Genomic DNA, 23461 nt, shown 5'->3' on the forward strand with positions numbered 1-23461 from the left:
CCAGCATGAAGGACCAGTGGTCCGGGAAGATCTTGCGGAGGTTGGCCCTGGCCAGGGAGTAGATCCCCAGCCGGCCGTCCGTCCAGTCAGCGGCCTGCTCCCACTTGTTGGCGGGCTTGGCGCGCGTACTGGCGGGCTTGGCGGCACCGGACGTGGTGCTGCTCGCGCTACTCATCGAGCACGCTCCCAGTAGCTCGGGCCGACGGGCTCGTCGAAGTCGCCGGTGGCGACCAGGAAGCCCTTCTCGTCAGTGGTGATCTTCAGCTGCGGCAGCGGGTGGCCGGCCGGGCCGAAGATGACGCGTGCGCCGTCCGCCAGGTCGAAGGTCGACTGGTGGCAGGGGCAGAGCGCGTGGTGGGTCTGCTGCTCGTAGAGGCTGATCGGGCAGCCGACGTGGGTGCAGATCTTCGAGTAGGCGAGGATGCCCTCGAAGCCCTGCTCCCGGGAGCGGTCGTCCTTGATGTCCTCCGGCGCGATGCGCACCAGCATCAGGGCGTCCTTGGCGATCTGCTGCTGGAAGTCCTCGTCGTGGACGTGCAGACCCTCCGGCATGGCGAAGGTCAGCGAGCCGACGATGATGTCCTCGGCCTTCATCGGCGTGTTGGTGTTCATGTTGATGAGCTGCAGCGGCTTGGCCTCGGTGGCCTCGCGCCAGCCGGTGTGCGCCAGCTTGTCCTCGGGCAGCGGGCCCAGGTCGCGGAGCAGGACCACGCCGGAGAGCGGGACCAGCGCCATCGAACCGATGAGGGTGTTGCGGATCATCTTGCGGCGGCCGAAGCCGGACTCGGCGGCACCGGTCTTGAACTGGTCGATGACGTCCGCGCGGACCTCGTCGTCAGCCTCGATCGGGTGACGCTCGGCCGGCACCTCGTGGTCGGACATCAGGGTGCGGGCCCAGTGGACCGCGCCCGCGCCGATGCAGAACAGCGCCACGCCCAGGGTCAGGCCCAGCGCGAAGTTCAGCGCGCTGATGTGACCCAGCGGGAAGACGTAGACGATCTTGTCCGGGTCGATGGCCACGTAGGAGGCGATGAAGCCCACGGTGGCGAGCATCGAGACCACGAACATCAGCGAGACCTGGCGCTCGGCGCGCTTGGCGGCCCGCTCGTCGATGTCGGTCCGGCGGGGTTCGTGGGCCGGCAGGCCCGGGTCGGCGAACGGGTCGCCGTGGGCGGCCACCTCGTGGTGCCCGGCGGAGCCGTGCGGCTCCGGCAGCTTCTCTTCTGACATGTCGTGGCTCATGACTTCTTGGCCTTGGTGGTGTGGGCGGCGACCCAGATCGCGACCGCGATGAGCGCGCCGAGACCGAAGATCCAGCCGAACAGGCCCTCGGTCACCGGACCGAGGCTGCCGAGCGTGAGACCGCCGGGGTTGGGCTCATCGTTGGTGGCGTGGCGAACGAAGGCCACGATCTGCTTCTTCTGCTCCTCGGGCATGGTGGTGTCCGGGAACGACGGCATGTTCTGCGGGCCGGTCTGCATGGCCTCGTAGATGTGCTTGGCGTCCACGCCCTCCAGCGACGGGGCGTACTTGCCCTGGGTCAGGGCACCGCCCTGACCGGCGAAGTTGTGGCACTGGGCGCAGTTGGTGCGGAACAGCTCGCCACCCTTGGACACGTCGTCCGGGTTGGTCGAGGTGTACTGCTCCGGGTCCGGCCGCACCGGGCCGGGGCCGAGCGAGGCCACGAAGGCGGCCAGCTGGTCGATCTCCGACTGCGAGTAGATGTTCTTCTTGCGCGGCACCTGGGCGCCGGGCTGCTGGGCCGGCATGCGGCCGGTGCCGACCTGGAAGTCGACCGCGGCGGAGCCGACGCCGACCAGGCTGGGACCGTCGCTGCTGCCCTGACCGTTCAGGCCGTGGCAGGAGGAGCAGCCCACGGCGAAGAGCTTCTTGCCCTCATCGATCGCGAGCGACTGCGCGGCGACGTCGGCCTGCGCCTTGTCGGCGGGCGCGAACGCGGCGTACAGCCCCCCGGTTGCCGCCAGGGCGAGAAGTAGGACGACCAGCGCCGCCAATGGGTGGCGCCGTCGTGCGGAGAGCTTTTTCACGGAATAACCCCGGTGTCAGGATCTGGTCGACTGGTGGGTGCACCCGGCGGCCGGTCTGGCCGGCACGAGGCTGCCTGTTCTAGGGCTGCGCGCGCGGTCGGTCGGTGGGAGCGTCGGCACCGGCAAAGAGGCCCGTCGCCGGTGAGGGCGGGGACCGGAGCCGGTGGCCAGTGACCTGATCAGCTGGTTACTTGATCAGGTAGATGGTCGCGAACAGGCCGATCCACACGACATCGACGAAGTGCCAGTAGTACGACACCACGATGGCTGCGGTGGCCTGCTCGTGCGTGAAGCGCTTGGCTGCGTACGTCCGTCCCAGGACCAGCAGGAAGGCGATCAGACCACCCGTCACGTGCAGACCGTGGAAGCCGGTGGTCAGGTAGAACACCGTGCCGTACGGGTCCGAGGACAGCGAGAGGCCGTCCTTCTTGACCAGCTCGGTGTACTCGAAGATCTGGCCGCCGATGAAGATCGCGCCCATCACGAAGGTGATGACGAACCACGAGCGGAGCTTCTTCACGTCCCCGCGCTCGGCGGCGAACACGCCGAGCTGGCAGGTCAGCGAGGAGAGCACCAGGATCGTGGTGTTGACCGAGGAGAAGGGCACGTTGAGGGCGTGCGCCTTCTCGCTCCAGAACTCGGCTCCCTTGACGGAGCGGAGCGTGAAGTACATCGCGAAGAGGGCCGCGAAGAACATCAACTCGGAACTGAGCCAGACGATCGTTCCGACGCTGACCATGTTCGGCCGGTTGACCGATCCGTGCGCGTGCCCGGTTTCTACTGCTGTTGCTGTCGCCACGACGGACATTATGTCGGTCCCTTATTCCGTCTTCACGCCGGGGGGTGTCCCTCGGAGTGTCCGGTGCGTGCGGTATGCCCCCCCGGGGGCCGACGGGGCGTCCGGATGGCGGCTGAGCAGCGGCGTGTCCCTTTTCTGACGGTTCTTCGAAGGCCCCTTCGACCCTGTTGCCCTGCGTGTCGCTGCATGGTTCGGGGGTGGGTGGGGAGTAAAGGAGGGACCGCCGTGTCGACCGTACGGGTGACTGCGAGGTCTGGGGTGACGGGCCGTCCTCCGACTGGGTGAGTCGTGGGCGCGGCGGCTTGAGAAGGGATCGCGCGGCAGGGACCGGCGGCAGGTGATCGGGAGTAGCATCCGGATCAGGCGAACGTGGTCCGGATCACACTTGAGGGAGCAGGGCCCATGGCGTACAAGACCGACGAGACGCTCACCGTTCTCGTCTACAGCCACGACCGCAACACCCGCGAGCAGGTGCTGACGGCGCTCGGCCGCCGGCCCGCCGAGGATCTGCCGGAGCTGTCCTACCTGGAGTGCGCGACGACCCCTGCCGTGCTCAAGGCGCTGGAGAAGGGCGGGGTGGACCTCTGCATCCTGGACGGCGAGGCGGTGCCGGCCGGCGGGCTCGGCCTCGGGCGGCAGCTGAAGGACGAGATCTACGGCTGCCCGCCGGTGCTGGTGCTGATCGGACGGCCGCAGGACTCCTGGCTCGCCGCCTGGAGCCGGGCGGACGCGGCGATCTCCCGCCCGGTGGACCCGGTGGCGCTGGCCGAGTCCGCCGCCACCCTGCTCCGCGCCCGGCTGGAGAAGCGGGCGCCGGTCGCCCGCTGAGCGGTGCCGTCTCACTCCTAGAGAAGGCGGGTGCCGGGGCGGACCGGGGGACCTCGCCGCTCGATAGGCTGATTCCATTCCTACGGATGTCCCCGACCCCGGGGAACCGACAAGAGCTGGAGTCAGCCATGGTGAACGTGCACCCTGCGAACGGCGGCAACGACCCCGCGCAGGTGGTCCGCACCTGGCCGGACATCCTGTCGGCGCTGCTGAGGGGCGAGCACCTGAGCCGGTCGGCCACCGCCTGGGCGATGGACCGGATCATGAGCGGCGAGGCCTCCCCGGTCCAGGTGGCCGGCTTCATGGTGGCGCTGCGGGCCAAGGGCGAGACGGTCGACGAGATCTCCGGCCTGGTGGACTCGATGTACGCGCACGCCGAGCCGCTGGACATCCCCGGCCCGGCCGTCGACATCGTCGGCACCGGCGGCGACCGCGCCAAGACCGTCAACATCTCCACCATGTCGGCGATCGTCGCGGCCGCGGCCGGCGCCAAGGTGGTGAAGCACGGCAACCGGGCCTCCTCCTCGGCCAGCGGCTCCTCCGACGTGCTGGAGAAGCTCGGCATCGGCCTCGACCTCTCCGCGCGCCGGGTCGCCGAGGTGGCGGAGGAGGTCGGGCTCACCTTCTGTTTCGCCGCCAAGTTCCACCCGGCGATGCGGCACGCCGCCCCGGCGCGGCGCGACCTCGGGGTGCCGACGGCGTTCAACATCCTCGGCCCGCTGACCAACCCGGCCAGGGTGACCTCGCACGCGATCGGCTGCTTCGACACCCGGCTGGCCGGGCTGATCGCCGGGGTGCTGGCGCAGCGCGGCTCGAACGCCCTGGTCTTCCGGGGCGACGACGGTCTGGACGAGCTGACCATCTCCACCACCTCGCAGGTCTGGATCGTGCGCGACGGTGTCGTCACCGAGGAGTCCTTCGACCCGCGCCAGGTCGGCATCGAACTGGTCGGCATCGAGGCGCTGCGCGGGGCGGACGCGGCGTACAACGCGGAGGTCGCCCGTCGGCTGCTGGCGGGGGAGCACGGGCCGGTGCGGGACGCCGTCCTGCTCAACACGGCGGCCGCGCTGGTGGCGCTGGAGCTGACCGGTGCCCCGCTCGCCGAGCAGCTGGCGGCCGGGATCGAGCGGGCCGCCGAGGCCATCGACTCGGGCGCGGCGCAGGACGTCCTGAAGCGCTGGTCGGAGGCCACCGCCCGGGCGTGAGAAGGCAGTTGGGGCCGGTGGCGGCGGGTCGCCACCGGCCCTTCGGCGTCTTCGCGGGGTGTCCGGATGGTGAAACCGTGTTTGACCGCCCGGCGGGCGCGACCTAGAGTCTTCGCCAGGTCATGAGTGACAGCGCAAAGCCCCAGCTGGCTGTCCGGCAACCCTCCGTCCGTGGCGGGGTGCCCTGGGTGAGGACCGGGTCACGCGGCAAACCGTCCGGGTGGCAAGCGCGGACACCCGGACGACACGCACTCCCGGGGTCCTGGACCCAGAAGGAGTGCATTCCCATGTCCCTCTCCACCGAAATCTGCGCCCCGCTCGCCGTCCTCGGTCAGGACGTTCAGGTCCCGCTGGTCAGTGGCGAGAAGGTCACCTACGCGGCGCTCGACTACGCGGCCAGCTCCCCGGCGCTCCAGCGGGTCTGGGACGACGTCGCCGCCTACGCCCCCTACTACGGCAGCGTGCACCGCGGCGCCGGCTACCTCTCCCAGCTCTCCACCGACCTGTTCGAGCAGAGCCGCCGCACCGTCGGCGAGTTCCTCGACCTGCGCGAGGGTGACCAGGTGGTCTTCACCCGGGCCACCACCGACTCGCTCAACCTGCTCGCCGGGGCCGTCCCGGCCGGCACCCGGGTGTTCGCCTTCGAGACCGAGCACCACGCCTCGCTGCTGCCCTGGCGCCACGCCGGCCTGGCGGTCAGCTACCTGCGCGCCCCGCGCTCGCACGCCGAGGCGGTCGCCGCCCTGGACGCCGCGCTGGCCGAGGCGCCCGAGGGCCCCAAGCTGCTCTGTGTCACCGGCGCCTCCAACGTCACCGGTGAGCTGTGGCCGGTCGCCGAGCTCACCGCGACCGCCCACCGGCACGGCGCCCGGGTGGTGCTGGACGCCGCCCAGCTCGCCCCGCACCACCGGGTCTCGGTGCGCGAGCTGGGCGTGGACTGGATCGCCTTCTCCGGCCACAAGCTGTACGCGCCGTTCGGCGCCGGGGTGCTGGCCGGCCGAGCCGACTGGCTGGACGCGGCAGAGCCGTACCTGGCCGGCGGCGGTGCCACCCGGACCGTGGCCCGGGAGGCCGACGGCTCGGTGGCCGTCCAGTGGCACACCGGCCCGGCCCGCCACGAGGCCGGTTCGCCGAACGTGATCGGTGTCTACTCCATCGCCTCGGCCTGCCGGGCGCTGACCGAGGCCGGTTTCGACGCGTTGGAGGCCCGGGAGCAGCAGCTGATCGCCCGGCTGAAGGCGGGCCTGGCGGACGTCCCGCAGGTGAAGGTGCTGAACCTGTTCGGCGCCGACTCGGCCCGGGTGGGCGTGCTCTCCTTCGTGGTCCAGGGCTGGAACAGCTCGCACTTCTCGGCCGCGCTCTCCGCCGAGTACGGCATCGGCGTGCGGGACGGCCTGTTCTGCGCGCACCCGCTGGTCCGCACCCTGCTCGGCGACGAGGACGTCGCGCCGTCCGAGTGCGGTGCGCCCGAGCCGTCGCTGCCGGGCGAGCGAAGCCTCAACGCGATCCGGGTCAGCTTCGGCGCCGGCACCCCGGACGAGCACATCGACCGCTTTCTGACCGCCGTCCGCGAGCTGGTCACGGACGGGGCGGCCTGGAACTACCGCAACGAGGGCGGCCGCTGCGTCGCGGACACGCGCCGCGCGGGCTGATCGTCCCGCTATTCGTCCAGGCCGAGGGCGAAGGCGGCTTCCAGGTCGTGCTGGGAGTAGGTGCGGAAGGCGATCTGGGTCTCGGTGTGGGCCACCCCCGGGACCTTGTTCAGCCGGCCGGGGATGACCTCGGCCAGGTCGTCGTGCCGCCGCACCCGCACCATCGCCACCAGGTCGTAGCCGCCGGTGACCGAGTAGACCTCGCTGACGCCTTCGATGGCCGCGATCGCCTCGGCGATCTCCGGGATGCGGTCGACGCTGGTCTTGATCAGGACGATGGCGGTGATCACTGTTCGGGCTCCTTTGTGGGGTGCCGCCAGGGTATCGGGCGTCAGACGGGCCGTCGCGGGGGGCGGCCGGCCGGTGTGCAGGCGTACAGGAAGCCGGCCGAGAACCCGATGACATGGACCAGGTAGGCGACGCCGGGGCCGGCCGAGTGGACCGACCACCACTGCAGGGCGAACCAGAGCCCGAGCACCAGCCAGGCCGGGAACCGCAGCGGCAGGAAGAGCAGCAGCGGGACGAGCGTGGTCACCCGGGCCCGCGGGTGGAGCCGCAGATAGCAGCCCAGCGCCGCCGAGATCGCCCCCGAGGCGCCGATCAGCACCGTGGTCGAGCCGGGCGAGTGCGCCTGGGCCAGTGCGAAGCCGTAGGTGGCCAGGCTGCCGGCCGCCAGATAGAAGACGGCGAAGCGGGCCCGGCCCATCCGCTTCTCCACGGTGGGGCCGAAGACGTAGAGGAAGAGCAGGTTGCCCAGCAGGTGAAGCCAGCCGGCGTGCAGGAAGAGCGCGCTGAGCACGGACAGGGCCGGGTGCTTGCCCGGGGTCGGGGCGGCCGGGCAGCCGGGCGCCGGGTCGGGGGCCTCGGCCAGCTGTCCGGCGGTCAGCGGGCGGCCGGCCAGCAGCTCGGCCGGTACCGCGCCCCAGCGCTGCTCGTACCGCTGCTCCGCGCAGACCCTGGCCTGGCCGCGGCCGTAGAGCGGGTTGAGCCCGGCGGCCGGGCCGAGCAGGAAGACCACCGTGTTGAGCGCGATCAGGGCGTAGGTGACGGCCGGGGCGGGCGCGGCCGGGGGCCCGCCGCGTGCGCCGGTGTGGTCGAGGACCGTGATCGCCATGCGGCCAAGCATCCCTCCGCCCGGCGCGGGCGACACCGCGCTGTACGGCAGGTGGGCTACCGTCCCGATCGCCGCGACCGGTGGTCGGGACGGTTGCCTCAGGCAATAGGCTTGGGGCGGGCATTCCCGCCTCCCGCCGCCGACGCCGGGGCTCCGGGGGGAGCGCCTGAGCCCACCCAGGGACCACCCGAGAGGACCCCCGATGACCGTCCCCGCCCTGACCGCTGAGACGCGCTGGCGCTGCACCCTGTGCGGCAACCTGACCCGCTTCGACGTGACCCGCTCCGCCCGGGTGACCGAGTACCTGCACTTCGACCTGGCCGGCGAGTCCAAGGTGGAGGAGACCGAGGTGCTCAGCGAGACCATCGAGTCGGTGCGCTGCCGCTGGTGCAACGCGGTGGACCAGGTCGAACTGGTGGCCCGTCCCGGTGCCGAGGCCGGAGAGGCCGCCGCTGAGCAGGGCTGACGCCCGGTCCGTGGGGTGGACGGTGCGCGGCCGTTCACCGCACGGGGACAATACAGACAGAACGCACGGAGCGTGACGACGAGGGCGACGGCCGCGGGCCGTACCCCGCTGGACGAGGATCGGAGCCGAGGACGTGGTGGACGCAGCGAAGGAGCCCGCCGGGCCGCAGGGGCGGCAGCCCGCTGTGGACGGGCAGGCGCCGGACGCGGCCGAGGCCGCCCCGTCCGGTACCGGGGCCCCCGCCGAGGAGTCGGGCGGTGACGAGCCGGCGGCAGACCGGGCCGTCGAGACGCTCGACCGGCCGCTGCCCGAGGGTGTGCGCCGCCGGGTGGTGGGCCTCGCCGCCGACGCGCTCGGGGGGCTGCCGCCCGCCGAACTGCCGCAGAGCCTGCGGCAGTACGCCAAGTTCACGCCGGCCCGGCGGGCCAAGTACGCGGCCACCGCGCTGGCCGCCGCACTGGAGTCGGAGCCGGCCTTCCGGCTCCGGATAGCGGAGCGGCTGCGGCTGGGCCAGCCGGACCTGGTGAAGGCGCTGGAGGCGGGCCACGTGCCCGGCGCCGCCGACCCGATGGACGTGGCGGCCGCCGCCTATCTGGTGCGGTCGGCGGGCTGGAGCCGGCTGGTCGCCGAGGCGGGGGAGCAGGCCGAGCGGGCCGGCGCCGAGGGCGCCGCCGCCGAGGCGGCCCGGCTGGCGGAGAAGCTGCAGGCGGAGCTGGCGGAGGTACGGGCCTCCGCCCGGGCGGACCTGGACCGGCAGCGGGCCGAGTCGGAGGACGTCCGCAAGGAGGCCGAGTCGCTGCGCAAGAAGGTGCGGTCGCTGGAGAGCGACACCCGCCGGGCGCAGGCGGAGACCCGCCGGGTCACCGCCGAGCTGGAGGCGCTGAGGACGCAGGCGGCCGCCGAGCGCGGCGCGGGTGAGAGTGAGGCCCGGCGGCTGCGGCACCGGATCTCCGAACTGGAGACCGCCGCCGAGCAGGGCCGCCGTTCGGCCCGCGAGGGGCGCAGCGTCGAGGACATGCGGCTGCGGCTGCTGCTGGACACCGTGCTGCAGTCGGCGCAGGGCCTGCAGCGGGAGCTGGCGCTGCCGGTCTCCCAGATCCGCCCGGCGGACCTGGTGGAGGCGGTGGTGCCGGGCTCGGCCTCGCCGCACGACGTGGCCCGGCGCGGGCTGGCGGAGGACGATCCGGCGCTGCTGGACCAGCTGCTGGCGATCCCGCAGGTGCATCTGGTGGTGGACGGCTACAACGTGACCAAGACCGGTTATCCGGCGCTGCCGCTGGAGCAGCAGCGGATCCGGTTGCTGGGCGGGCTGGCGATGCTGGCCCAGCGCACCCAGGCGGAGGTCACCTGTGTGTTCGACGGGCAGGACCTGGACGTGCCGGTGATCATGGCGCCGCCGCGCGGGGTGCGGGTGCGCTTCAGCCGGACCGGGGAGACGGCGGACGAGCTGATCCGCCGTCTGGTGCGGGCCGAGCCGCAGGGCCGTCCGGTGGTGGTGGTCTCCACCGACCGGGAGGTCGCGGAGGGCGTGCGCAAGGCGGGCGCGCGCCCCGTCGCCTCCGTCCTGCTGCTGAACCGGCTGGCCCGGCCCTGATGCCGGAGGGACCGGAGTGACCGCTGGTCAGCGCCCGGTTTGCGGCAGTGTGTGGATCCCGTGAAGTCAGGCCGCCGGTGGAGGTTCACGCCATCGGGGGAGTGGCGGAAAGCGTGGATCTTCACTAGGGTCTGGCGTCAAACCTATTTTCCGGATCCTCACTCAAACGGGTGAGTCCGTTGGAAGAAGGAACCGATCACTTTGGCCTCCCACCGCCGTCCCAAGCAGCCGAGCCGCGCGCGGGTCTCCGTGCTCACCGCTGCCGCTGCGACCGCGGTCGCCCTCTCCGCCCAGGTCGGCGCCCACGCCGCGCCCTCCCCCAAGAAGGAGGACGTGAAGGCGCAGATCGACCAGCTGAACGAGGAGCAGGAGCAGGCGGCCGAGAAGTACAACGGCGCCAAGGAGCGGGCCGACCAGCTGCGCAAGCAGGCGGACCAGCTCCAGGACCAGGTGGCCCGCGGCCAGGACCAGATGACGCAGCTTCAGGCCGGGCTGGCCGAGGTGGCGGGCGAGCAGTACCGCACCGGCGGCATCGACCCGTCCGTGCAGCTGATGCTCTCCTCCGACCCGTCGGGTTACCTGGACAAGGCCTCCAGCGTCCAGCAGGCCAGCTCCAGCCAGTCCGAGGCGCTCAAGGGCCTGCAGGACCAGCAGCGCCGCCTGGACCAGCAGAAGGCCGAGGCGGCCGCCGTCCTCGCCTCCCTGGACAGCACCACCAAGGATCTGAACCAGGCCAAGGCGGACGTCAACCAGAAGCTCAAGGAGGCCCAGACGCTGCTGAACTCGCTCAGCGCGGCCGACCGGGCCGCCCTGAAGGCGCAGCAGCAGCAGGACGACCGGGCCTCGCGCGGCAGCGAGCGCACCGACCTGAGCAGCCTGCCGCAGGCCGGCGGGTACGCCGGGGTGGCCGTCGCCAAGGCGATGAGCAAGCAGGGCTCGCCGTACGTCTGGGGTGCCATCGGGCCGAGCACCTTCGACTGCTCCGGTCTGATGGTCTGGGCGTACAAGCAGGCCAATGTCTCGTTGCCGCGCACCTCGCAGGCGCAGGCCGGCGTCGGCACCCGGGTCCCCTCGCTGGACCAGGCGCAGCCCGGTGACCTGATCATCTACCGCGACGACCGCAGCCATGTCGCGATGTACATCGGCAACGGCATGGTGGTGCACGCGCCGCACACCGGTGACGTGGTGAAGGTGATGAAGGCCGACGCGATGAAGATCAACGCCATCCGCCGGGTCTGACGGTTCGTCGATTGGGGGCAGAAGCCCCCGATCCGGACATTCCCTGATAGGTCGACACGCCCGGCCGGGCCGGCCCGCTGCTGTGATGTGGGACACGCCCCGGTCGGGCGCTCTCGACCCGCATTGTGAGTAATGATCAGCCCCGCGTGCGGTTGTGATCACATTCGGTCATATTCACAAATGAACTTGGGTATTCTTCCGTCTTTTTTCTGACAAGGATTTGAACGGATCACGGTTCTGTTACTAGGGTCATGCCTCGAACCACCGTGCAGTCGATCACCCATCCCGGGTGACGGCGGGGGTTACCGTCGAGTTCGTGAAGCAGCGGGGCAGGTGACTGCCCGACGGGGAGTCCAGCAGTCGGGGACGCTGTGGAGCGGAGCCGGGGAACCAAGTTCCTCCGGGGTGAATCGGCGCCAGGTCGACCGGTGGAACGGTCGGTGAGGCGCCGTAGGGCACGCTTCCGGCCCGAACCCGTCAGCTCACCCGGTAGGCGGACGTAGGAAGAAGGAGTCCGCCTTCGTGGCGTCCCATCGTCGTCCCAAGCCCGCCGGCCGTGCCCGCGTCTCCATCCTGACCGCGGCCGCCGCAGCGGCCGTGGCCCTCTCCGCGCAGTCGGGCGCGCACGCCGACCCGACGCCGACCAAGGATCAGGTCAAGGAGCAGGTCGACAAGCTCAACGAGCAGGCCGAGGTCGCCACCGAGCAGTACAACGGCGCCCAGGCCAAGCAGCAGGAGCTGCAGAAGCAGGTCGGCGAGCTCCAGGACAAGGTGGCCCGCCAGCAGTCGCAGGTGACCGATCTGCAGGGCGGCCTCGCCGAGATCGCCGGCGAGCAGTACCGCAACGGCGGCATATCGCCGACCGTTCAGCTGATGCTCTCCTCCAGCCCGGACAACTTCCTCACCCAGGCCGGCACCCTGACGCAGGCCGGCAGCTCGCAGTCGGGCCAGCTGAAGGAGCTCCAGGAGCAGCAGCGCAGGCTCGACCAGGACCGCACCGAGGCCCAGAACAAGCTCGGCGAGCTGGAGGCCACCACCCAGCAGCTGAAGGCGTCCAAGGAGGAGATCCAGGGCAAGCTGGCCAAGGCCCAGGAACTGCTCAACACGCTGACCGAGCAGGAGCGCGAGGCGCTGCGCGCGGCCGAGGAGAAGGCCGCCGCCGAGGCCAAGGCCAAGGCGGACGCCGCCAAGGCGACCGCGAAGGCCGAGGCCGACCGGGCATCCCGCGACAACGGCCGCGGCGACCTGGGCACCCCGTCCTCCTCGCCCGTCACCAAGCCGTCGGCGTCGTCCACGCCGTCCACGTCGTCCGCGCCCAGCGCCCCGGCCGCCAACGGCTCGCGGGCCGCCGCCGCGATCGCGGCCGCCGAGAGCAAGCTCGGCGCGCCGTACGTCTACGGCGCCACCGGCCCGAACTCCTTCGACTGCTCCGGCCTCACCAGCTGGGCGTACGCCCAGGCGAACGTGTCGCTGCCGCGCACCTCGCAGGCCCAGGCCAACGCCGGCACCCGGATCGGCTCGAACATCGCCAACGCCCAGCCCGGCGACCTGGTGATCTTCTACGGCGACAACCACCACGTGGGCATCTACGTCGGTGGCGGCCAGGTCATCCACGCGCCCAAGCCCGGCGCCTCGGTCCGCTACGAGTCGGCCTCCAACATGCCGGTCTCCACCATCGTGCGGCTCTGACCCCGAGTCAGGCTTTCGCAGGCCCGGTCTCCCTCGCGGGAGGCCGGGCCTGCGGCTTTTCCGGCCGGCCGGACGCCTGTCCGATTCAGGGTCAAATATTCGGGTTGGTAGGGGTTTGGACTCGCTCGCCCGGACTCGCTAACGTCTGCCACCGGACACCCGCTTCCAGAGCCGCCCGCACCGGAGCGGCCACAGGCCGGGACGCAGAATTGGAGCCGCAGTCGGATGGCCGTGCACCGCCGTTCCCCACAGTCGGGTGCGCACACCCTCGCCCGCGCGCTGGTGCTGACCGCGGCGGCCACCACCGTCCTGGGCGTGGCCGTGGGCGGCAGCGCCCATGCCGCCCCGGGCTCACCGGACGGGCCGCAGAACCGCAAGGACGTCAAGGTGCGGATCGACCAGCTGTACGACGAGGCCGAACAGGCGTCGGAGAAGTACAACGCGGCGCTGGACGCGCAGCAGCGGCTGCAGAGCGAGGCCGGCACGCTCCAGCAGCAGATCGCCGTCGGCCAGGACGAGCTCAACCGGCTGCGCGGCGACCTCGCCACCGTCGCCGGCGCCGAGTACCGGGCCGGCGGCCTGGCGCAGACCGTCCAGCTGATGCTCTCCACCGACCCCGAGGGCTATCTGTCCCGGGCGCGCTCCCTCGACCAGGCCGCCGAGCGGCAGAACGACACGCTGCACGAGGTGGTGTCGCGCCAGCGCCGGCTCGACCAGCGCCGGGCCGAGACCTCCGCCAAGCTCTCCGAACTGGAGCAGATCCGCCGTGCCCTCGCCGACAGCAAGCAACAGATCCAGCAGCGGCTGGCCGGGGCGCAGAAGCTGCTCAACGGTCTGAGCGCCACCGAGCGGGCCAGGATGGCGGCCCAGGACGCCCGGGAGGCCGAGCAGCGTGCCACCCGCGGTACCGACCGGCTCGACCTCGGGACCGTCCCGCCCGCCTCGGAGCGCGGTGCCGCCGCGCTGGCCGCCGCCGTGAAGATGATCGGCTCGCCCTATGTGTACGGATCCGCCGGACCGCGAGCGTTCGACTGCTCCGGTCTGATGTACTGGAGCTGGCAGCAGGCCGGAGTGACCCTGCCGCGGACCTCGCAGGCCCAGGCGTTCGCCGGCCGGCGGGTCAGCCTCTCAGACGCGCGACCGGGAGACCTGGTGATCTTCTACCGGGACATGCACCACGTCGGCATGTACGCCGGCGGCGGGGTGATCGTGCACGCCCCCTACCCGGGTGCCAAGGTCCGCTTCGAGAGCGTCAGCGCGATGCCCGTCGCGGGGGTGGTCCGGCTCTGAGGCGGACCGGCCGGACCTCTGCCACCGACGCCGGAGCCCGCTGTGGCGTGCTGTCCCGGCGCGGTGCGCTGCTGCTCGCGGTGGGCGGACTGGCCCAGCTCTCGCTGCCCAGGGCCGCCCCGGCGGCGCCGGTCGCGGGCCGGGTGGCGGATGACGGGGCCGCGGTGGCGGCCCTGCTGACCGAGCGGGCCCAGGCGCTGGCGGGGTCGACGGGCCTGTCGTTGGTCGACCCGGGCTACCGGAACCTGGTGCTCGGCGCCGGTGCCGGGCCGGGCCGGCTCACCGCCGGGGCCGAACTGGCCGTCCGGGTGGCCGGCTACGACGACCAGCCGGTGGTGTACCCGCGCCGGCTCACCCTGCTGCGGACCGCGGCCGGCTGGCAGGTCGAGCGGGAGGAGAGCGCCGGCGGCCCGCCGCCGCTGTGGGACCTCGGCACCCTCCGGGCCGTACGGGGCGACCACTGCCTGGTGCTCGGTCTGGCCGACGGCCCCGATCCGGCGGAGCTCGCGGCCGTGGCGGACCGGGCCGTACCGGCGGTCAGCGCGGTCTGGGGCACCGGGTGGGCGGGCCGCCTGCTACTGGAACTGCCCGCCACCGAGGCCCAGTTCGTCCGGCTGCTGGAGGGCGAGCCGGCCGACTGGACGGGGATGGCGGCCGTCACCACCGCGGCGCCCGGGGCGCCCTGGCACACCCCGGCGGACCGGGTGCTGGTCAACCCCGGGGCGTACCAGCGGCTCAGCGACTTCGGCCGCCAGGTGGTCACCACCCATGAGGCGACGCATGTCGCGACCCGGGCGGAAACCCGGGCCTGGACGCCGCTCTGGCTCTCCGAGGGCGTCGCCGACTGGACCGGCTACCAGGGCTCCGGGCGCCTCCCGCGGCAGATCGCCCCCGAGCTGGCCCGTGACGTCGCCGCCGGGAAGGTGCCGGCCGCGCTGCCCGCCGACAGGGACTTCACCGCCGGCGCCACCGGCATCGCCCAGGCCTACGAACAGTCCTGGCTGGCCTGTGACCTGATCGCCCGCCGGTACGGGCCCGAGCGGCTGGTCGCGTTCTACCGGGCGGTCGGCGCGGCGGGCCCGGGCGCCGACCGGGACCAGCGGCTGGACCGGGTGCTCCGGGATCAACTGGGCCTCGGCCTGGCCGAGTTCACCGGGCTCTGGACGGCCGAGACGGTCCGGCTGCTGGAGCCCTAGCACTCGGGGCGTCCCGAGCCCCGCTAGCGCCGTTCGGCCCGTGCGCCGGGCCGGTCGATGCCGTCCAGCAGGTCCTGCTCGTACGCGATGCCGGGCCGTACCGGGTAGGAGGCGGTCGTCGGAAGGGGCACCGAGGAGGCCAGCACGACGGTGGGCGGCAGCTGCGCCGGACCGCGGGTGGAGCGCCAGAGCCGGACGCAGGAGAGCACCGTGGCGACCAGCAGCAGCAGGTTGCGCAGGGTCAGGACGGTGACCGCCAGCGGGTCGCTGCCGACCACCTCGGTGAACATCAGCGGGAACTCCAGCAGGGTCAGCGGAGTGGCGGCCAGGACCAGCAGCACCACCGGCCGCTGGCTGCTGCCGCGCACGGTCAGGCAGACCGCCGCCACGCCGACCAGCCAGACCAGGTACTGCGGGCTGATCACCCGGCTGGTCACGGTGAAGATCAGCAGCGCGGTCAGCGCGGCGTCGTACATGGTGGCCGCGTTGCGGCGCTTGGCGGTGAAACGCCAGAGCAGCAGCCAGGCGAAGCCCAGCACGGTACCGGCCATCATGACCTTGCCGACCACGTCCACCCACGGCCCGAGCATCTCGACCGAGCCGTAGTTCATCATCACCCGGCCGTCCCAGGCCCCCGCGATCCGGGCGAAGTGCAGCGGCAGCGCGCCGACCGACTCGACCTCGACGCCGCGGTCCTTCTGGAACGTCAGGAACTCGAACGCGCCGTTCATCCCGGCCGCGAGCAGGAAGCCCACCGCGACGGCGGTGGCCGCCGCGGTCGTCCAGGCCCGCCGGGTGCGCCGGCCGGACGGTGTGCCGATCAGGGCGAGCAGCGGCCAGATCTTGATGATCCCGCCCAGGCCCAGCAGCAGTCCGCCGATCGCCGGGCGGCGGATCAGCGCCAGCAGGCCGGCCACCGCGATCGCGGTCACCACCACGTCGTACCGGTTGTAGATCATCGGGCCGAGCAGCGGCACGCCGGCCACCCAGACCCAGGCGCCGGTCAGCGCCCGTCCCTTGCGCAGACCGGTCCGCACCAGCAGCGCCATCGCGACCGCGTCGGCGACCCCGCAGATCACCCAGAACGAGACCAGGTAGGACCAGGGCAGCAGCCCGGGCAGCAGGATGACCAGGGCGGCGCCGGGCGGGTACTGCCAGGTCACGTCGTCCAGCGGGAAGGTGCCGGTCTGCAGCACGCCGTACCAGCCGTGGTAGATCAGCCAGACGTCGGTGGTGATGTCCCCGCCGGCCATCTTCAGGACGCCGGTCATCAGCAGCACCAGCAGCGCCCGGGTGGCCAGCCAGCTCGCGCCGAGCGCGCAGAGCGCCCCGGCGCGCCCGGAGGGGCGCGCGGGTGCCTGCGGGGGCTCCTGGCGGACGGCCAGCGCCGTGCCGGGGCCTTCGGCGCCGCTGGGTGTACCGGACTCGGTGGCCGGGGCCAACTCCACTGCGCTCCCTCGTTCGTCTCGGACGTCCTACCGGAGGCGTCTCGCGACGGACGCCCGGGCCGTCGGTGGTGGGCACGGCGCGTTCGGCCGGGCCCCACCGGCTGCCTAGGTACTAGGACAGGCCCTGGGGTGAAACGGTTGCCGTGCGCGGATCCGTTCCCGGTGGGCCATGGTGTTGACCTATCGTACGGATCACCCAGCGGTACACCGAGCACCCCCCGACCGAGCGAGCCGTGGCCTGATGCACAGAACCTTGATCGTCACCAATGACTTCCCGCCGCGCCCCGGCGGCATCCAGGCCTTTGTGCACAACATGGCTGTGCGTCAGCCCGCCGGGAGCATCGTGGTGTACGCCTCGACCTGGCGCGACGGCACCGAGGTGGCCCGCTTCGACGCCGAGCAGCCGTTCCCGGTGATCCGCGACCGGACGAAGGTGATGGTTCCCACACCCCGGGTCATCCGGCGGGCGGCCGAGATCCTGAAGGCCGAGAAGTGCGACTCGGTCTGGTTCGGCGCCGCCGCGCCGCTCGGGCTGATGGCGCCGGCGCTGCGCCGCGCCGGGGCCGGCCGGCTGCTCGGCATGACCCACGGGCACGAGGCCGCCTGGGCCCAGCTGCCGGTGGCCCGGCAGCTGCTGCGCCGGATCGGCGCGGGCACCGACACCCTCACCTACCTCGGCGAGTACACCCGCTCCCGGATCGCCGACGCGGTCGGGCCCGAGGCGGCCGCGCGGATGGTCCAGCTGCCGCCGGGCGTCGACGAGCGGACCTTCCACCCCGACTCCGGCGGCGCCGAGCTGCGCCGGCGGCTGGGCCTGGCGAACCGTCCGGTGGTGGTCTGCGTCTCCCGGCTGGTGCCGCGCAAGGGCCAGGACACCCTGATCGAGGCGATGCCGCAGATCCTCGCCGACGTGCCGGACACCGTGCTGCTGATCGTCGGCGGCGGCCCGTACCAGGCGGACCTGGAGAAGCTCGCCGACGCCCGGGGGGTGCGGGCCGCGGTGCGCTTCACCGGCGCGGTGCCGTGGTCGGAGCTGCCCGCGCACTACGGCGCCGGGGACGTCTTCGCGATGCCCTGCCGGACCAGGCGGGGCGGGCTGGACGTGGAGGGCCTGGGCATCGTCTACCTGGAGGCCTCGGCGACCGGCCTGCCGGTGGTGGCGGGGGACTCCGGCGGCGCGCCGGACGCCGTGCTGGAGGGTGAGACCGGCTACGTGGTGCCCGGCGGATCGGCGCAGGCCGCGGCCGAGCGGATCGTCCGGCTGCTGAACGACGAGGAGCTGCGCCGCCGCCTCGGCGAGGCCGGACGGCGCTGGGTGGACCGCTCCTGGCGCTGGGACCTGCTGGCCGGGCGGCTGACCGCGCTGCTGGCGGGCTGACGGCGCGCGCGGGCCCCCGCCGGGGCGGGGGCCCGGAGACAGCGGGAGGTCAACGCTGGTAGAGCGCCTCGATGTCGGCCGCGAAGTCCTTCAGCACGAGGGTGCGCTTCAGCTTGAGCGAGGGCGTGAGGTGCCCGCTCTCCTCGGAGAACACGGTGTCCAGCAGCCGGAACTTCTTGACCGCCTCGGCGTGCGAGACGGCCGCGTTGCCGTCGTCCACGGCGGCCTGGACGGCGGCCAGCAGGTCCGGGTCCTCGCTCAGTTCGGCCAGCGTGGCGGTGGCCGGCTTGCCGTTCAGCTCCTTCCACTTGGGGAAGAAGTCCTCGTCCACGGTGACCAGACAGGCGACGAACGGCTTGCGGTCGCCGACCACCATGACCTCGCCGATCAGGGCGTGCGCCCGGATCCGGTCCTCGATCACCGCCGGGGCGACGTTCTTGCCGCCCGCGGTGACGATGATCTCCTTCTTGCGGCCGGTGATCGTCAGATAGCCGTCGGAGTCGAGCGAGCCGAGGTCACCGGTGGAGATCCAGCCGTCCTTCAGCGCCTCGGCGGTGGCCTCCGGGTTGTTCCAGTAGCCGGTGAACACCTGCGGGCCCTTGAAGAGGACCTCGCCGTCCTCGGCGATCCGGACGGCCGAGCCGGGCAGCGGCTGGCCGACCGTGCCGATCTTCGGCTTGTCCCACGGGTTGAAGGCGGTGGCCGCGCAGGTCTCGGTCAGGCCGTAGCCCTCCAGCACGGTGAAGCCGATGCCCCGGTAGAAGTGGCCGAGCCGCTCGCCGAGCGGCGCGCCCCCGGAGATCGCGTGGGTGGCCCGGCCGCCGAGCGCGGCGCGCAGCTTGCTGTAGACCAGCTTGTCGAAGATCTTGTGCTTGATCCGCAGCACCGGGCCCGCGCCGGCGCCGTCCAGCGCCCGGCTGTAGGCGACGGCGGTGTCGGCGGCCTTGTCGAAGATCTTGCCCTTGCCGTCGGCCTGGGCCTTGGCGCGGGCGGTGTTGTAGACCTTCTCGAAGACCCGGGGCACCCCCAGGATCAGGGTCGGCCGGAAGGCCGCCAGCTCCGCGGTGACGTCCTTGATGTCCGAGACGTGGCCGAGCTTGATCGGGGCCATCGCGGGGGCGATCTCGGCGATCCGGCCGAGCACGTGGGCCAGCGGCAGGAACAGCAGTACGGAGCTCTCACCGGTGCGGAAGAGCGGCGCCAGACGCTCCACCACGTTGCCGCACTCGGCCAGGAAGTTGCCGTGGGTCAGCTGGCAGCCCTTGGGGCGGCCGGTGGTGCCCGAGGTGTAGACGATGGTGGCGATCGAGTCGGCGGTGGCGACCGAGCGGCGCTCGGCGACGGTGGTGTCGGCGACCTTCCGTCCCGCCTCGGCCAGCGTGGCCAGCGCGCCGGCCTCGATCTGCCAGACGTGCCGCAGCTCCGGCAGCCGGTCCCGGACCTCGCCGACCACCGCGACGTGCCGGTCGGTCTCGGCGAGCACGGCGACCGCGCCGGAGTCACCGAGGATCCACTCGACCTGCTCGGCGGAGGAGGTCTCGTACACCGGCACGGTGATCGCGCCGGCCGACCAGATCGCGAAGTCCAGCAGCGTCCACTCGTACCGGGTACGGGACATGATGCCCACTCGGTCGCCGGGCCGGATGCCCGAGGCGATCAGGCCCTTGGCCGCGGCGTGCACCTCGACCAGGAACTGGGCGGCGGTCAACTCCTGCCAGCGGCTGTCCACCTTGCGGCTGAGCACCACGACGTCCGGGTGCCGCTCGGCGTTCTGGTGCACGAGGTCGGAGAGGTTACCGCCGCTCGGTACCTGGTAGAGGGCCGGAAGGCTGAAGTCGAGCAAGACTGCTCCTCGTTCGCGACGCTGCGGGACGGCAGGACGTTACTGCTCGGTAGGCAGCTTCGACCAGGGGGGTCGGCTCCGGTGTTCGAAGTGTCACACCTTTACCGGGTCCGACCAGGCCGTGACCGGGTCGTTCGAATGGCACCCTACGGCAGCACCGACGTGACCGGCCGGTAGCCCGCACCGCCGCCGGTCGCCCGGGGAGCCGAGCGGATCGCCGGTCGCGATAGCCTGCTCCGGGCGCACCCGACCGAGCACCCTCGGCCGGACCAGCAGGTTAGGGACGACGCGGAGGGCCATTCCATGGCGGAGCACACCAGGTCGAGCATCACCATCGACGCGACCCCGGCCACGGTCATGGCCGTGATCGCGGACTTCGCCGCCTACCCGGCCTGGACCGGCGAGGTCAAGGAGATCGAGGTGCTGGGCACCGCGGAGGACGGCCGCGCCGCCGAGGTGCGCCTGCTCCTCGACGCCGGCGCCATCCGCGACGAGCACGTCCTCGCCTACACCTGGGACGGTGACCGCGAGGTCTCCTGGACGCTGGTCCGCAGCCAGATGCTCCGCTCGCTGGACGGCTCCTACACGCTCGCCCCGCTCGACGGCGGCCGCACCGAGGTCACCTACCAGCTCGCCGTGGACGTCAAGATCCCGATGCTCGGGATGATCAAGCGCAAGGCCGAGAAGGTCATCATCGACCGGGCCCTGGCCGGCCTGAAGAAGCGCGTCGAGGGCTGACGCCGAGGAAACGGGGGGCTGTTCGGTATGACGGCACAGCGCACCATCCTGGTCAGCGGCGACGCGGCGGCCCCCACGGTGGCCGCCGCCACCGCCCTGCACGCCGCCGGACAGGGCCGGCGCACCCTTCTGCTGGCCGCCGACGACCCGCACCGCACCCTGGACACCGTCCTCGGCACCCGGCTGGAACCGGAAGGGACCCCGTACGCGCCCGGGCTCACCGTCGCCCGGATCGACGAGCAGGCCGCCTTCCGGCACGCCCTCGGCGAGATCGGCGGCCGGCTGAAGCCCGCCCTGGACCTGCTCGGTGCCGAACCGCTCGACCCCGAGGAGCTCACCGCCCTCCCCGGCACCGCCCGGCTCGCCCTGCTGCGCGCCCTGTCCGCCGTCGACGCGGACGTCCTGGTGGTGCTCGCCCCGCCGCCCGCCGAACTCGTCGCCACCCTCGCCCTGCCCGAGCAGCTGGAGCGCTACCTCGCCCGGCTCGCTCCCGAGCAGCGCCAGGCCGCCCGGGCGCTGCGCCCGCTGCTGGCCGGCCTCGCCGGGGTGCCGATGCCGGCCGACTGGCTGTACGAGGCCCGGGCCAAGGCGGTCGCCGCGCTGGCCGAGGCCCGCGCGGCGATCACCGCGCCGGGCACCAGCGTCCGCCTGGTCACCGCCGCCGACGGCCACCCGTACGAGGAGCTGCGCCGGGTGCGCGCGGGGCTCGCCCTGCACGGGCACCGGCCGGACGCCGTGGTGGTGCACGGCGCGCTGCCGGACGGCGCGGCCGACTCGCCCGACCCCTGGCTGGCCGGGCTGGCCCGGCGCCGGCGGGAGGAGCTGGCCGCCCTCGTCGCCGCGAGCGACGTCCCGGTGCTGGTCACGGGCCTTGCCGAGGTCACCCTGGAGGCCGTCGCCGACCGGCTCTACGGGGCCGGCCCCGGCCCCGCGCGGCTCGCCCCCGAGCCGTGGACGGTCGAGGACCGGCTCGCCGAGGACGGCCTGCTGGTCTGGCACCTCGTTCTGCCCGGCGCCGAGCGGGCCGACCTGGACCTGGTCCGGCGCGGCGACGAACTCGTGGTCGGTCTCGGCGCCCACCGCAGGGTCCTCACCCTGCCCTCGGCGCTGCGCCGCTGCACCGTCGCGGGCGCCGGTCTGTACGACGGGGTGCTCGCGGTGCGCTTCGCCCCCGACCCGGCGCTCTGGCCCCGGGGCTGAGGTCCGCCCGGCCGGTCCGAGAGCCCGTCCGAGCCGGTCCTGAGCCGTGCCCGCGCGGGTTCCGCGCCCGGCTCCGCGCCCGCACGGGGCCGCCCGGCCGGTCCGGTAGCGTCGGGGCAGGTGGCCGCGGGTGCGGCCACAGCTGAGGAGGCGCCCGCGATGACCACCACCGACCGGACCGAGCCGACCGCCGAGCAGGGCGGCCAGGAGGGGCACCCGTTCGGGCCGGAGCTGGGCCCGCTGGTGGACGAGGTGCGCCGGCTCGCCACCGCGGTCGGGCAGAAGGCCCAGGAGGCGGGCGCCGAGACCCTGATCTCGCTGGCCGGCCTCGCGGACCAGCTGCGTGAGAAGCAGCCCGAGGTCTACGGCCATCTGGCCGCCGCCGGGGGTGAGCTGCTGGCCGCCTACCGGGCCGCCGTCGCCGGCCACGAGCACCGCTGGACCGCCGGCCGGAGCGCCGGCAGCGAGCGGATCGACCTCGACACGCCTGACGGGCCGTCCGACAAGGAGTGAAGTCGCGAGTGTCCTGTGGTGACACTGTGCTTCAGGTGCCTGACGGAACGGAGGCGACTGTACGACTTTTGAAGAATTCGGCCGGGTTGGCGAATGATTGTCTTCGGTTAATGTATGCGACGGTGTGTACGGGGGGCAGGGTTGGGCGGTACCGTTCCGTCCAGCGGGAACGAGTGAATAGCTGAGGGACACATGGCTCTGACCATTGGCGTCGATGTCGGCGGGACCAAGATCGCGGCAGGCGTGGTGAACGAGACCGGCGAGATCCTGGCCCGGACCAGGGTGCCCACCCCGGCCGACCCGCAGTGGGCGGTCGACGCCATCGCGCAGGCCGTGCGCGAGCTCAAGGAGGAGTACCCCGACGTGGCGGCGGCCGGTGTCGGCGCGCCCGGCTTCGTCGACCGCGACCGCTCCACGGTGATCTTCGCCCCCAACATCGACTGGGAGGACGAGCCGCTGCGCTCCCGGATCGAGGAGCTCACCGGCCTCGGTACCGTCGTCGAGAACGACGCCAACTGCGCAGCCTGGGCCGAGTTCCGCTTCGGCGCGGGCGCCGCGTACGAGGACATGGTGCTGATCACCGTCGGCACCGGCATCGGCGGCGGCATCGTCCTGGACGGGCGGCTGCACCGCGGCCGGTTCGGGGTGGCCGGCGAGATCGGCCACCTCAACATGGTCCCCGACGGCCTGACCTGCGGCTGCGGCGGCAAGGGCTGCTGGGAGCAGTACGGCTCCGGCCGGGCGCTGCGCCGCTACGGCCGGGAGAAGTCCGCCGCCGACCAGATCCGCGGCAAGCGGATGCTGGAGCTCAACGACGGCGTCGCCGAGACCATCCGCGGCATCCACATCACCCAGGCCGCCGAGGAGGGCGACCCGCTCGCCCTGGAGTGCTACGCGGAGCTGGCCGACTGGCTGGGCCGGGGCATGGCCGACCTCGCCGCGCTCTTCGACCCGGGCGTCTTCGTCCTCGGCGGCGGCGTCTCCGACTCCGGCCGGCTGCTGCTGGACCCGGTCGCCAAGGCCTTCGAGCACTATCTGACGGGCGGGGTGCACCGCCCGCGCGCCGAGGTCGTGCTCGCCTCGATGGGCTCCGCCGCGGGCATCGCCGGGGCGGCCGACCTGGCCCGCACCCGCTGACCCGACCTTCTCCGCCGGTGGCGGCGCGGACCGGGGCCGAAGGGCTCCCGGCCGTGCCGCCACCGGCGTGTTCCCCCGCTGCCG

At 72.8% G+C, this 23461-nt stretch carries 21 protein-coding genes, 1 pseudogene and 2 riboswitches; of the genes and pseudogenes, 14 read left to right on the forward strand and 8 right to left on the reverse strand.

What is annotated here, in order from left to right:
* The 4 genes and pseudogenes from ACIP82_RS25555 to ACIP82_RS25570 form a co-directional block, all read right to left on the reverse strand.
* A pseudogene (locus tag ACIP82_RS25555) lies at positions 1–175 on the reverse strand (ubiquinol-cytochrome c reductase cytochrome b subunit); the annotation flags it as partial.
* On the reverse strand, positions 172–1230 hold the full coding sequence (locus ACIP82_RS25560) for a Rieske 2Fe-2S domain-containing protein (protein ID WP_363607252.1): 1059 nt from the start codon (positions 1228–1230) through the stop codon (positions 172–174). The gene ACIP82_RS25560 and the pseudogene ACIP82_RS25555, both read right to left, overlap by 4 nt.
* An 8-nt stretch (positions 1231–1238) precedes the next feature.
* Positions 1239–2048, reverse strand: a complete 810-nt coding sequence (locus ACIP82_RS25565; protein ID WP_363607253.1) for a c-type cytochrome — start codon at positions 2046–2048, stop codon at positions 1239–1241.
* 187 nt (positions 2049–2235) lie between these two features.
* Positions 2236–2856 (reverse strand): heme-copper oxidase subunit III, encoded by a 621-nt coding sequence (locus tag ACIP82_RS25570; protein ID WP_360184421.1) that lies wholly within the window; start codon positions 2854–2856, stop codon positions 2236–2238.
* A gap of 393 nt (positions 2857–3249) precedes the next feature.
* On the opposite strand from ACIP82_RS25570, the gene ACIP82_RS25575 reads away from it, so the two are divergent.
* The 3 genes from ACIP82_RS25575 (at position 3250) to ACIP82_RS25585 (ending at position 6532) form a co-directional block, all read left to right on the forward strand.
* Positions 3250–3675 (forward strand): hypothetical protein, encoded by a 426-nt coding sequence (locus tag ACIP82_RS25575; protein ID WP_400656562.1) that lies wholly within the window; start codon positions 3250–3252, stop codon positions 3673–3675.
* Between the two features lie 128 nt (positions 3676–3803).
* Complete coding sequence (gene trpD / locus ACIP82_RS25580) at positions 3804–4880, forward strand: anthranilate phosphoribosyltransferase (RefSeq protein WP_363607257.1); 1077 nt, start codon at positions 3804–3806, stop codon at positions 4878–4880.
* A 118-nt stretch (positions 4881–4998) separates the two neighbouring features.
* Positions 4999–5116: riboswitch (SAM riboswitch) on the forward strand.
* Positions 5117–5167: 51 nt separating this feature from the next.
* The gene (locus tag ACIP82_RS25585) at positions 5168–6532 is read left to right on the forward strand and encodes an aminotransferase class V-fold PLP-dependent enzyme (protein ID WP_363607258.1); all 1365 of its coding nucleotides are present in this window, start codon (positions 5168–5170) and stop codon (positions 6530–6532) included.
* Positions 6533–6540: 8 nt separating this feature from the next.
* On the opposite strand, the gene ACIP82_RS25590 is transcribed toward ACIP82_RS25585, so the two are convergent.
* Together ACIP82_RS25590 and ACIP82_RS25595 are read right to left on the reverse strand one after the other, a co-directional pair.
* Positions 6541–6822: an Lrp/AsnC ligand binding domain-containing protein gene (locus ACIP82_RS25590; RefSeq protein WP_030240061.1), complete on the reverse strand. Its 282-nt coding sequence runs from the start codon at positions 6820–6822 to the stop codon at positions 6541–6543.
* Positions 6823–6863: 41 nt separating this feature from the next.
* The gene (locus ACIP82_RS25595) at positions 6864–7646 is read right to left on the reverse strand and encodes a rhomboid family intramembrane serine protease (protein WP_363607260.1); all 783 of its coding nucleotides are present in this window, start codon (positions 7644–7646) and stop codon (positions 6864–6866) included.
* 202 nt (positions 7647–7848) lie between these two features.
* Between ACIP82_RS25595 and ACIP82_RS25600 the strand changes: the two genes are divergently transcribed.
* The 6 genes from ACIP82_RS25600 (at position 7849) to ACIP82_RS25625 (ending at position 15120) form a co-directional block, all read left to right on the forward strand.
* Entirely contained in the window at positions 7849–8112 is a 264-nt protein-coding gene (locus tag ACIP82_RS25600) for a hypothetical protein (RefSeq protein WP_363607262.1), read from the forward strand.
* A 184-nt stretch (positions 8113–8296) separates the two neighbouring features.
* Entirely contained in the window at positions 8297–9706 is a 1410-nt protein-coding gene (locus tag ACIP82_RS25605) for an NYN domain-containing protein (protein ID WP_400656728.1), read from the forward strand.
* 201 nt (positions 9707–9907) lie between these two features.
* Positions 9908–10945: an NlpC/P60 family protein gene (locus ACIP82_RS25610; protein WP_363607265.1), complete on the forward strand. Its 1038-nt coding sequence runs from the start codon at positions 9908–9910 to the stop codon at positions 10943–10945.
* Between the two features lie 357 nt (positions 10946–11302).
* A riboswitch (cyclic di-AMP (ydaO/yuaA leader) is annotated at positions 11303–11457 on the forward strand.
* A gap of 10 nt (positions 11458–11467) precedes the next feature.
* The gene (locus ACIP82_RS25615; RefSeq protein ID WP_363607267.1) at positions 11468–12634 is read left to right on the forward strand and encodes an NlpC/P60 family protein; all 1167 of its coding nucleotides are present in this window, start codon (positions 11468–11470) and stop codon (positions 12632–12634) included.
* Positions 12635–12859: 225 nt separating this feature from the next.
* Positions 12860–13924, forward strand: a complete 1065-nt coding sequence (locus tag ACIP82_RS25620; RefSeq protein ID WP_400656568.1) for an NlpC/P60 family protein — start codon at positions 12860–12862, stop codon at positions 13922–13924.
* 47 nt (positions 13925–13971) lie between these two features.
* Positions 13972–15120, forward strand: coding sequence for a hypothetical protein (locus ACIP82_RS25625; RefSeq protein ID WP_363607269.1), 1149 nt, complete (start codon positions 13972–13974; stop codon positions 15118–15120).
* Positions 15121–15143: 23 nt separating this feature from the next.
* On the opposite strand, the gene ACIP82_RS25630 is transcribed toward ACIP82_RS25625, so the two are convergent.
* Entirely contained in the window at positions 15144–16568 is a 1425-nt protein-coding gene (locus tag ACIP82_RS25630; protein WP_363607270.1) for a glycosyltransferase 87 family protein, read from the reverse strand.
* 241 nt (positions 16569–16809) lie between these two features.
* Between ACIP82_RS25630 and ACIP82_RS25635 the strand changes: the two genes are divergently transcribed.
* The gene (locus ACIP82_RS25635) at positions 16810–17946 is read left to right on the forward strand and encodes a glycosyltransferase family 4 protein (RefSeq protein WP_400656571.1); all 1137 of its coding nucleotides are present in this window, start codon (positions 16810–16812) and stop codon (positions 17944–17946) included.
* 49 nt (positions 17947–17995) lie between these two features.
* On the opposite strand, the gene ACIP82_RS25640 is transcribed toward ACIP82_RS25635, so the two are convergent.
* Entirely contained in the window at positions 17996–19789 is a 1794-nt protein-coding gene (locus ACIP82_RS25640) for an AMP-dependent synthetase/ligase (RefSeq protein WP_400656573.1), read from the reverse strand.
* Positions 19790–20092: 303 nt separating this feature from the next.
* On the opposite strand from ACIP82_RS25640, the gene ACIP82_RS25645 reads away from it, so the two are divergent.
* From ACIP82_RS25645 to ACIP82_RS25660, 4 genes are all read left to right on the forward strand, one after another.
* A complete protein-coding gene (locus tag ACIP82_RS25645) occupies positions 20093–20527 on the forward strand; it encodes an SRPBCC family protein (protein WP_363607273.1) in 435 nt (144 codons plus the stop codon).
* A 27-nt stretch (positions 20528–20554) separates the two neighbouring features.
* On the forward strand, positions 20555–21727 hold the full coding sequence (locus ACIP82_RS25650) for an ArsA-related P-loop ATPase (protein ID WP_363607274.1): 1173 nt from the start codon (positions 20555–20557) through the stop codon (positions 21725–21727).
* Between the two features lie 159 nt (positions 21728–21886).
* Complete coding sequence (locus ACIP82_RS25655) at positions 21887–22240, forward strand: DUF5304 family protein (protein WP_363607275.1); 354 nt, start codon at positions 21887–21889, stop codon at positions 22238–22240.
* A 192-nt stretch (positions 22241–22432) separates the two neighbouring features.
* The gene (locus ACIP82_RS25660; protein WP_400656576.1) at positions 22433–23377 is read left to right on the forward strand and encodes an ROK family glucokinase; all 945 of its coding nucleotides are present in this window, start codon (positions 22433–22435) and stop codon (positions 23375–23377) included.
* Positions 23378–23461 lie beyond the last annotated feature (84 nt).

Source organism: Kitasatospora sp. NPDC088548, from assembly GCF_044753005.1.
Classification (GTDB): domain Bacteria; phylum Actinomycetota; class Actinomycetes; order Streptomycetales; family Streptomycetaceae; genus Kitasatospora.

Coding starts and splice junctions, on each gene's coding strand:
- ACIP82_RS25635 (WP_400656571.1), top strand. CDS start 16,810: ATGCACAGAACCTTGATCGTCACCAATGACTTCCCGCCGCGCCCCGGC.
- ACIP82_RS25560 (WP_363607252.1), bottom strand. CDS start 1,230: ATGTCAGAAGAGAAGCTGCCGGAGCCGCACGGCTCCGCCGGGCACCAC.
- ACIP82_RS25645 (WP_363607273.1), top strand. CDS start 20,093: ATGGCGGAGCACACCAGGTCGAGCATCACCATCGACGCGACCCCGGCC.
- ACIP82_RS25650 (WP_363607274.1), top strand. CDS start 20,555: ATGACGGCACAGCGCACCATCCTGGTCAGCGGCGACGCGGCGGCCCCC.
- ACIP82_RS25660 (WP_400656576.1), top strand. CDS start 22,433: ATGGCTCTGACCATTGGCGTCGATGTCGGCGGGACCAAGATCGCGGCA.
- ACIP82_RS25620 (WP_400656568.1), top strand. CDS start 12,860: ATGGCCGTGCACCGCCGTTCCCCACAGTCGGGTGCGCACACCCTCGCC.
- ACIP82_RS25585 (WP_363607258.1), top strand. CDS start 5,168: ATGTCCCTCTCCACCGAAATCTGCGCCCCGCTCGCCGTCCTCGGTCAG.
- trpD (WP_363607257.1), top strand. CDS start 3,804: ATGGTGAACGTGCACCCTGCGAACGGCGGCAACGACCCCGCGCAGGTG.
- ACIP82_RS25600 (WP_363607262.1), top strand. CDS start 7,849: ATGACCGTCCCCGCCCTGACCGCTGAGACGCGCTGGCGCTGCACCCTG.
- ACIP82_RS25655 (WP_363607275.1), top strand. CDS start 21,887: ATGACCACCACCGACCGGACCGAGCCGACCGCCGAGCAGGGCGGCCAG.
- ACIP82_RS25575 (WP_400656562.1), top strand. CDS start 3,250: ATGGCGTACAAGACCGACGAGACGCTCACCGTTCTCGTCTACAGCCAC.
- ACIP82_RS25570 (WP_360184421.1), bottom strand. CDS start 2,856: ATGTCCGTCGTGGCGACAGCAACAGCAGTAGAAACCGGGCACGCGCAC.
- ACIP82_RS25595 (WP_363607260.1), bottom strand. CDS start 7,646: ATGGCGATCACGGTCCTCGACCACACCGGCGCACGCGGCGGGCCCCCG.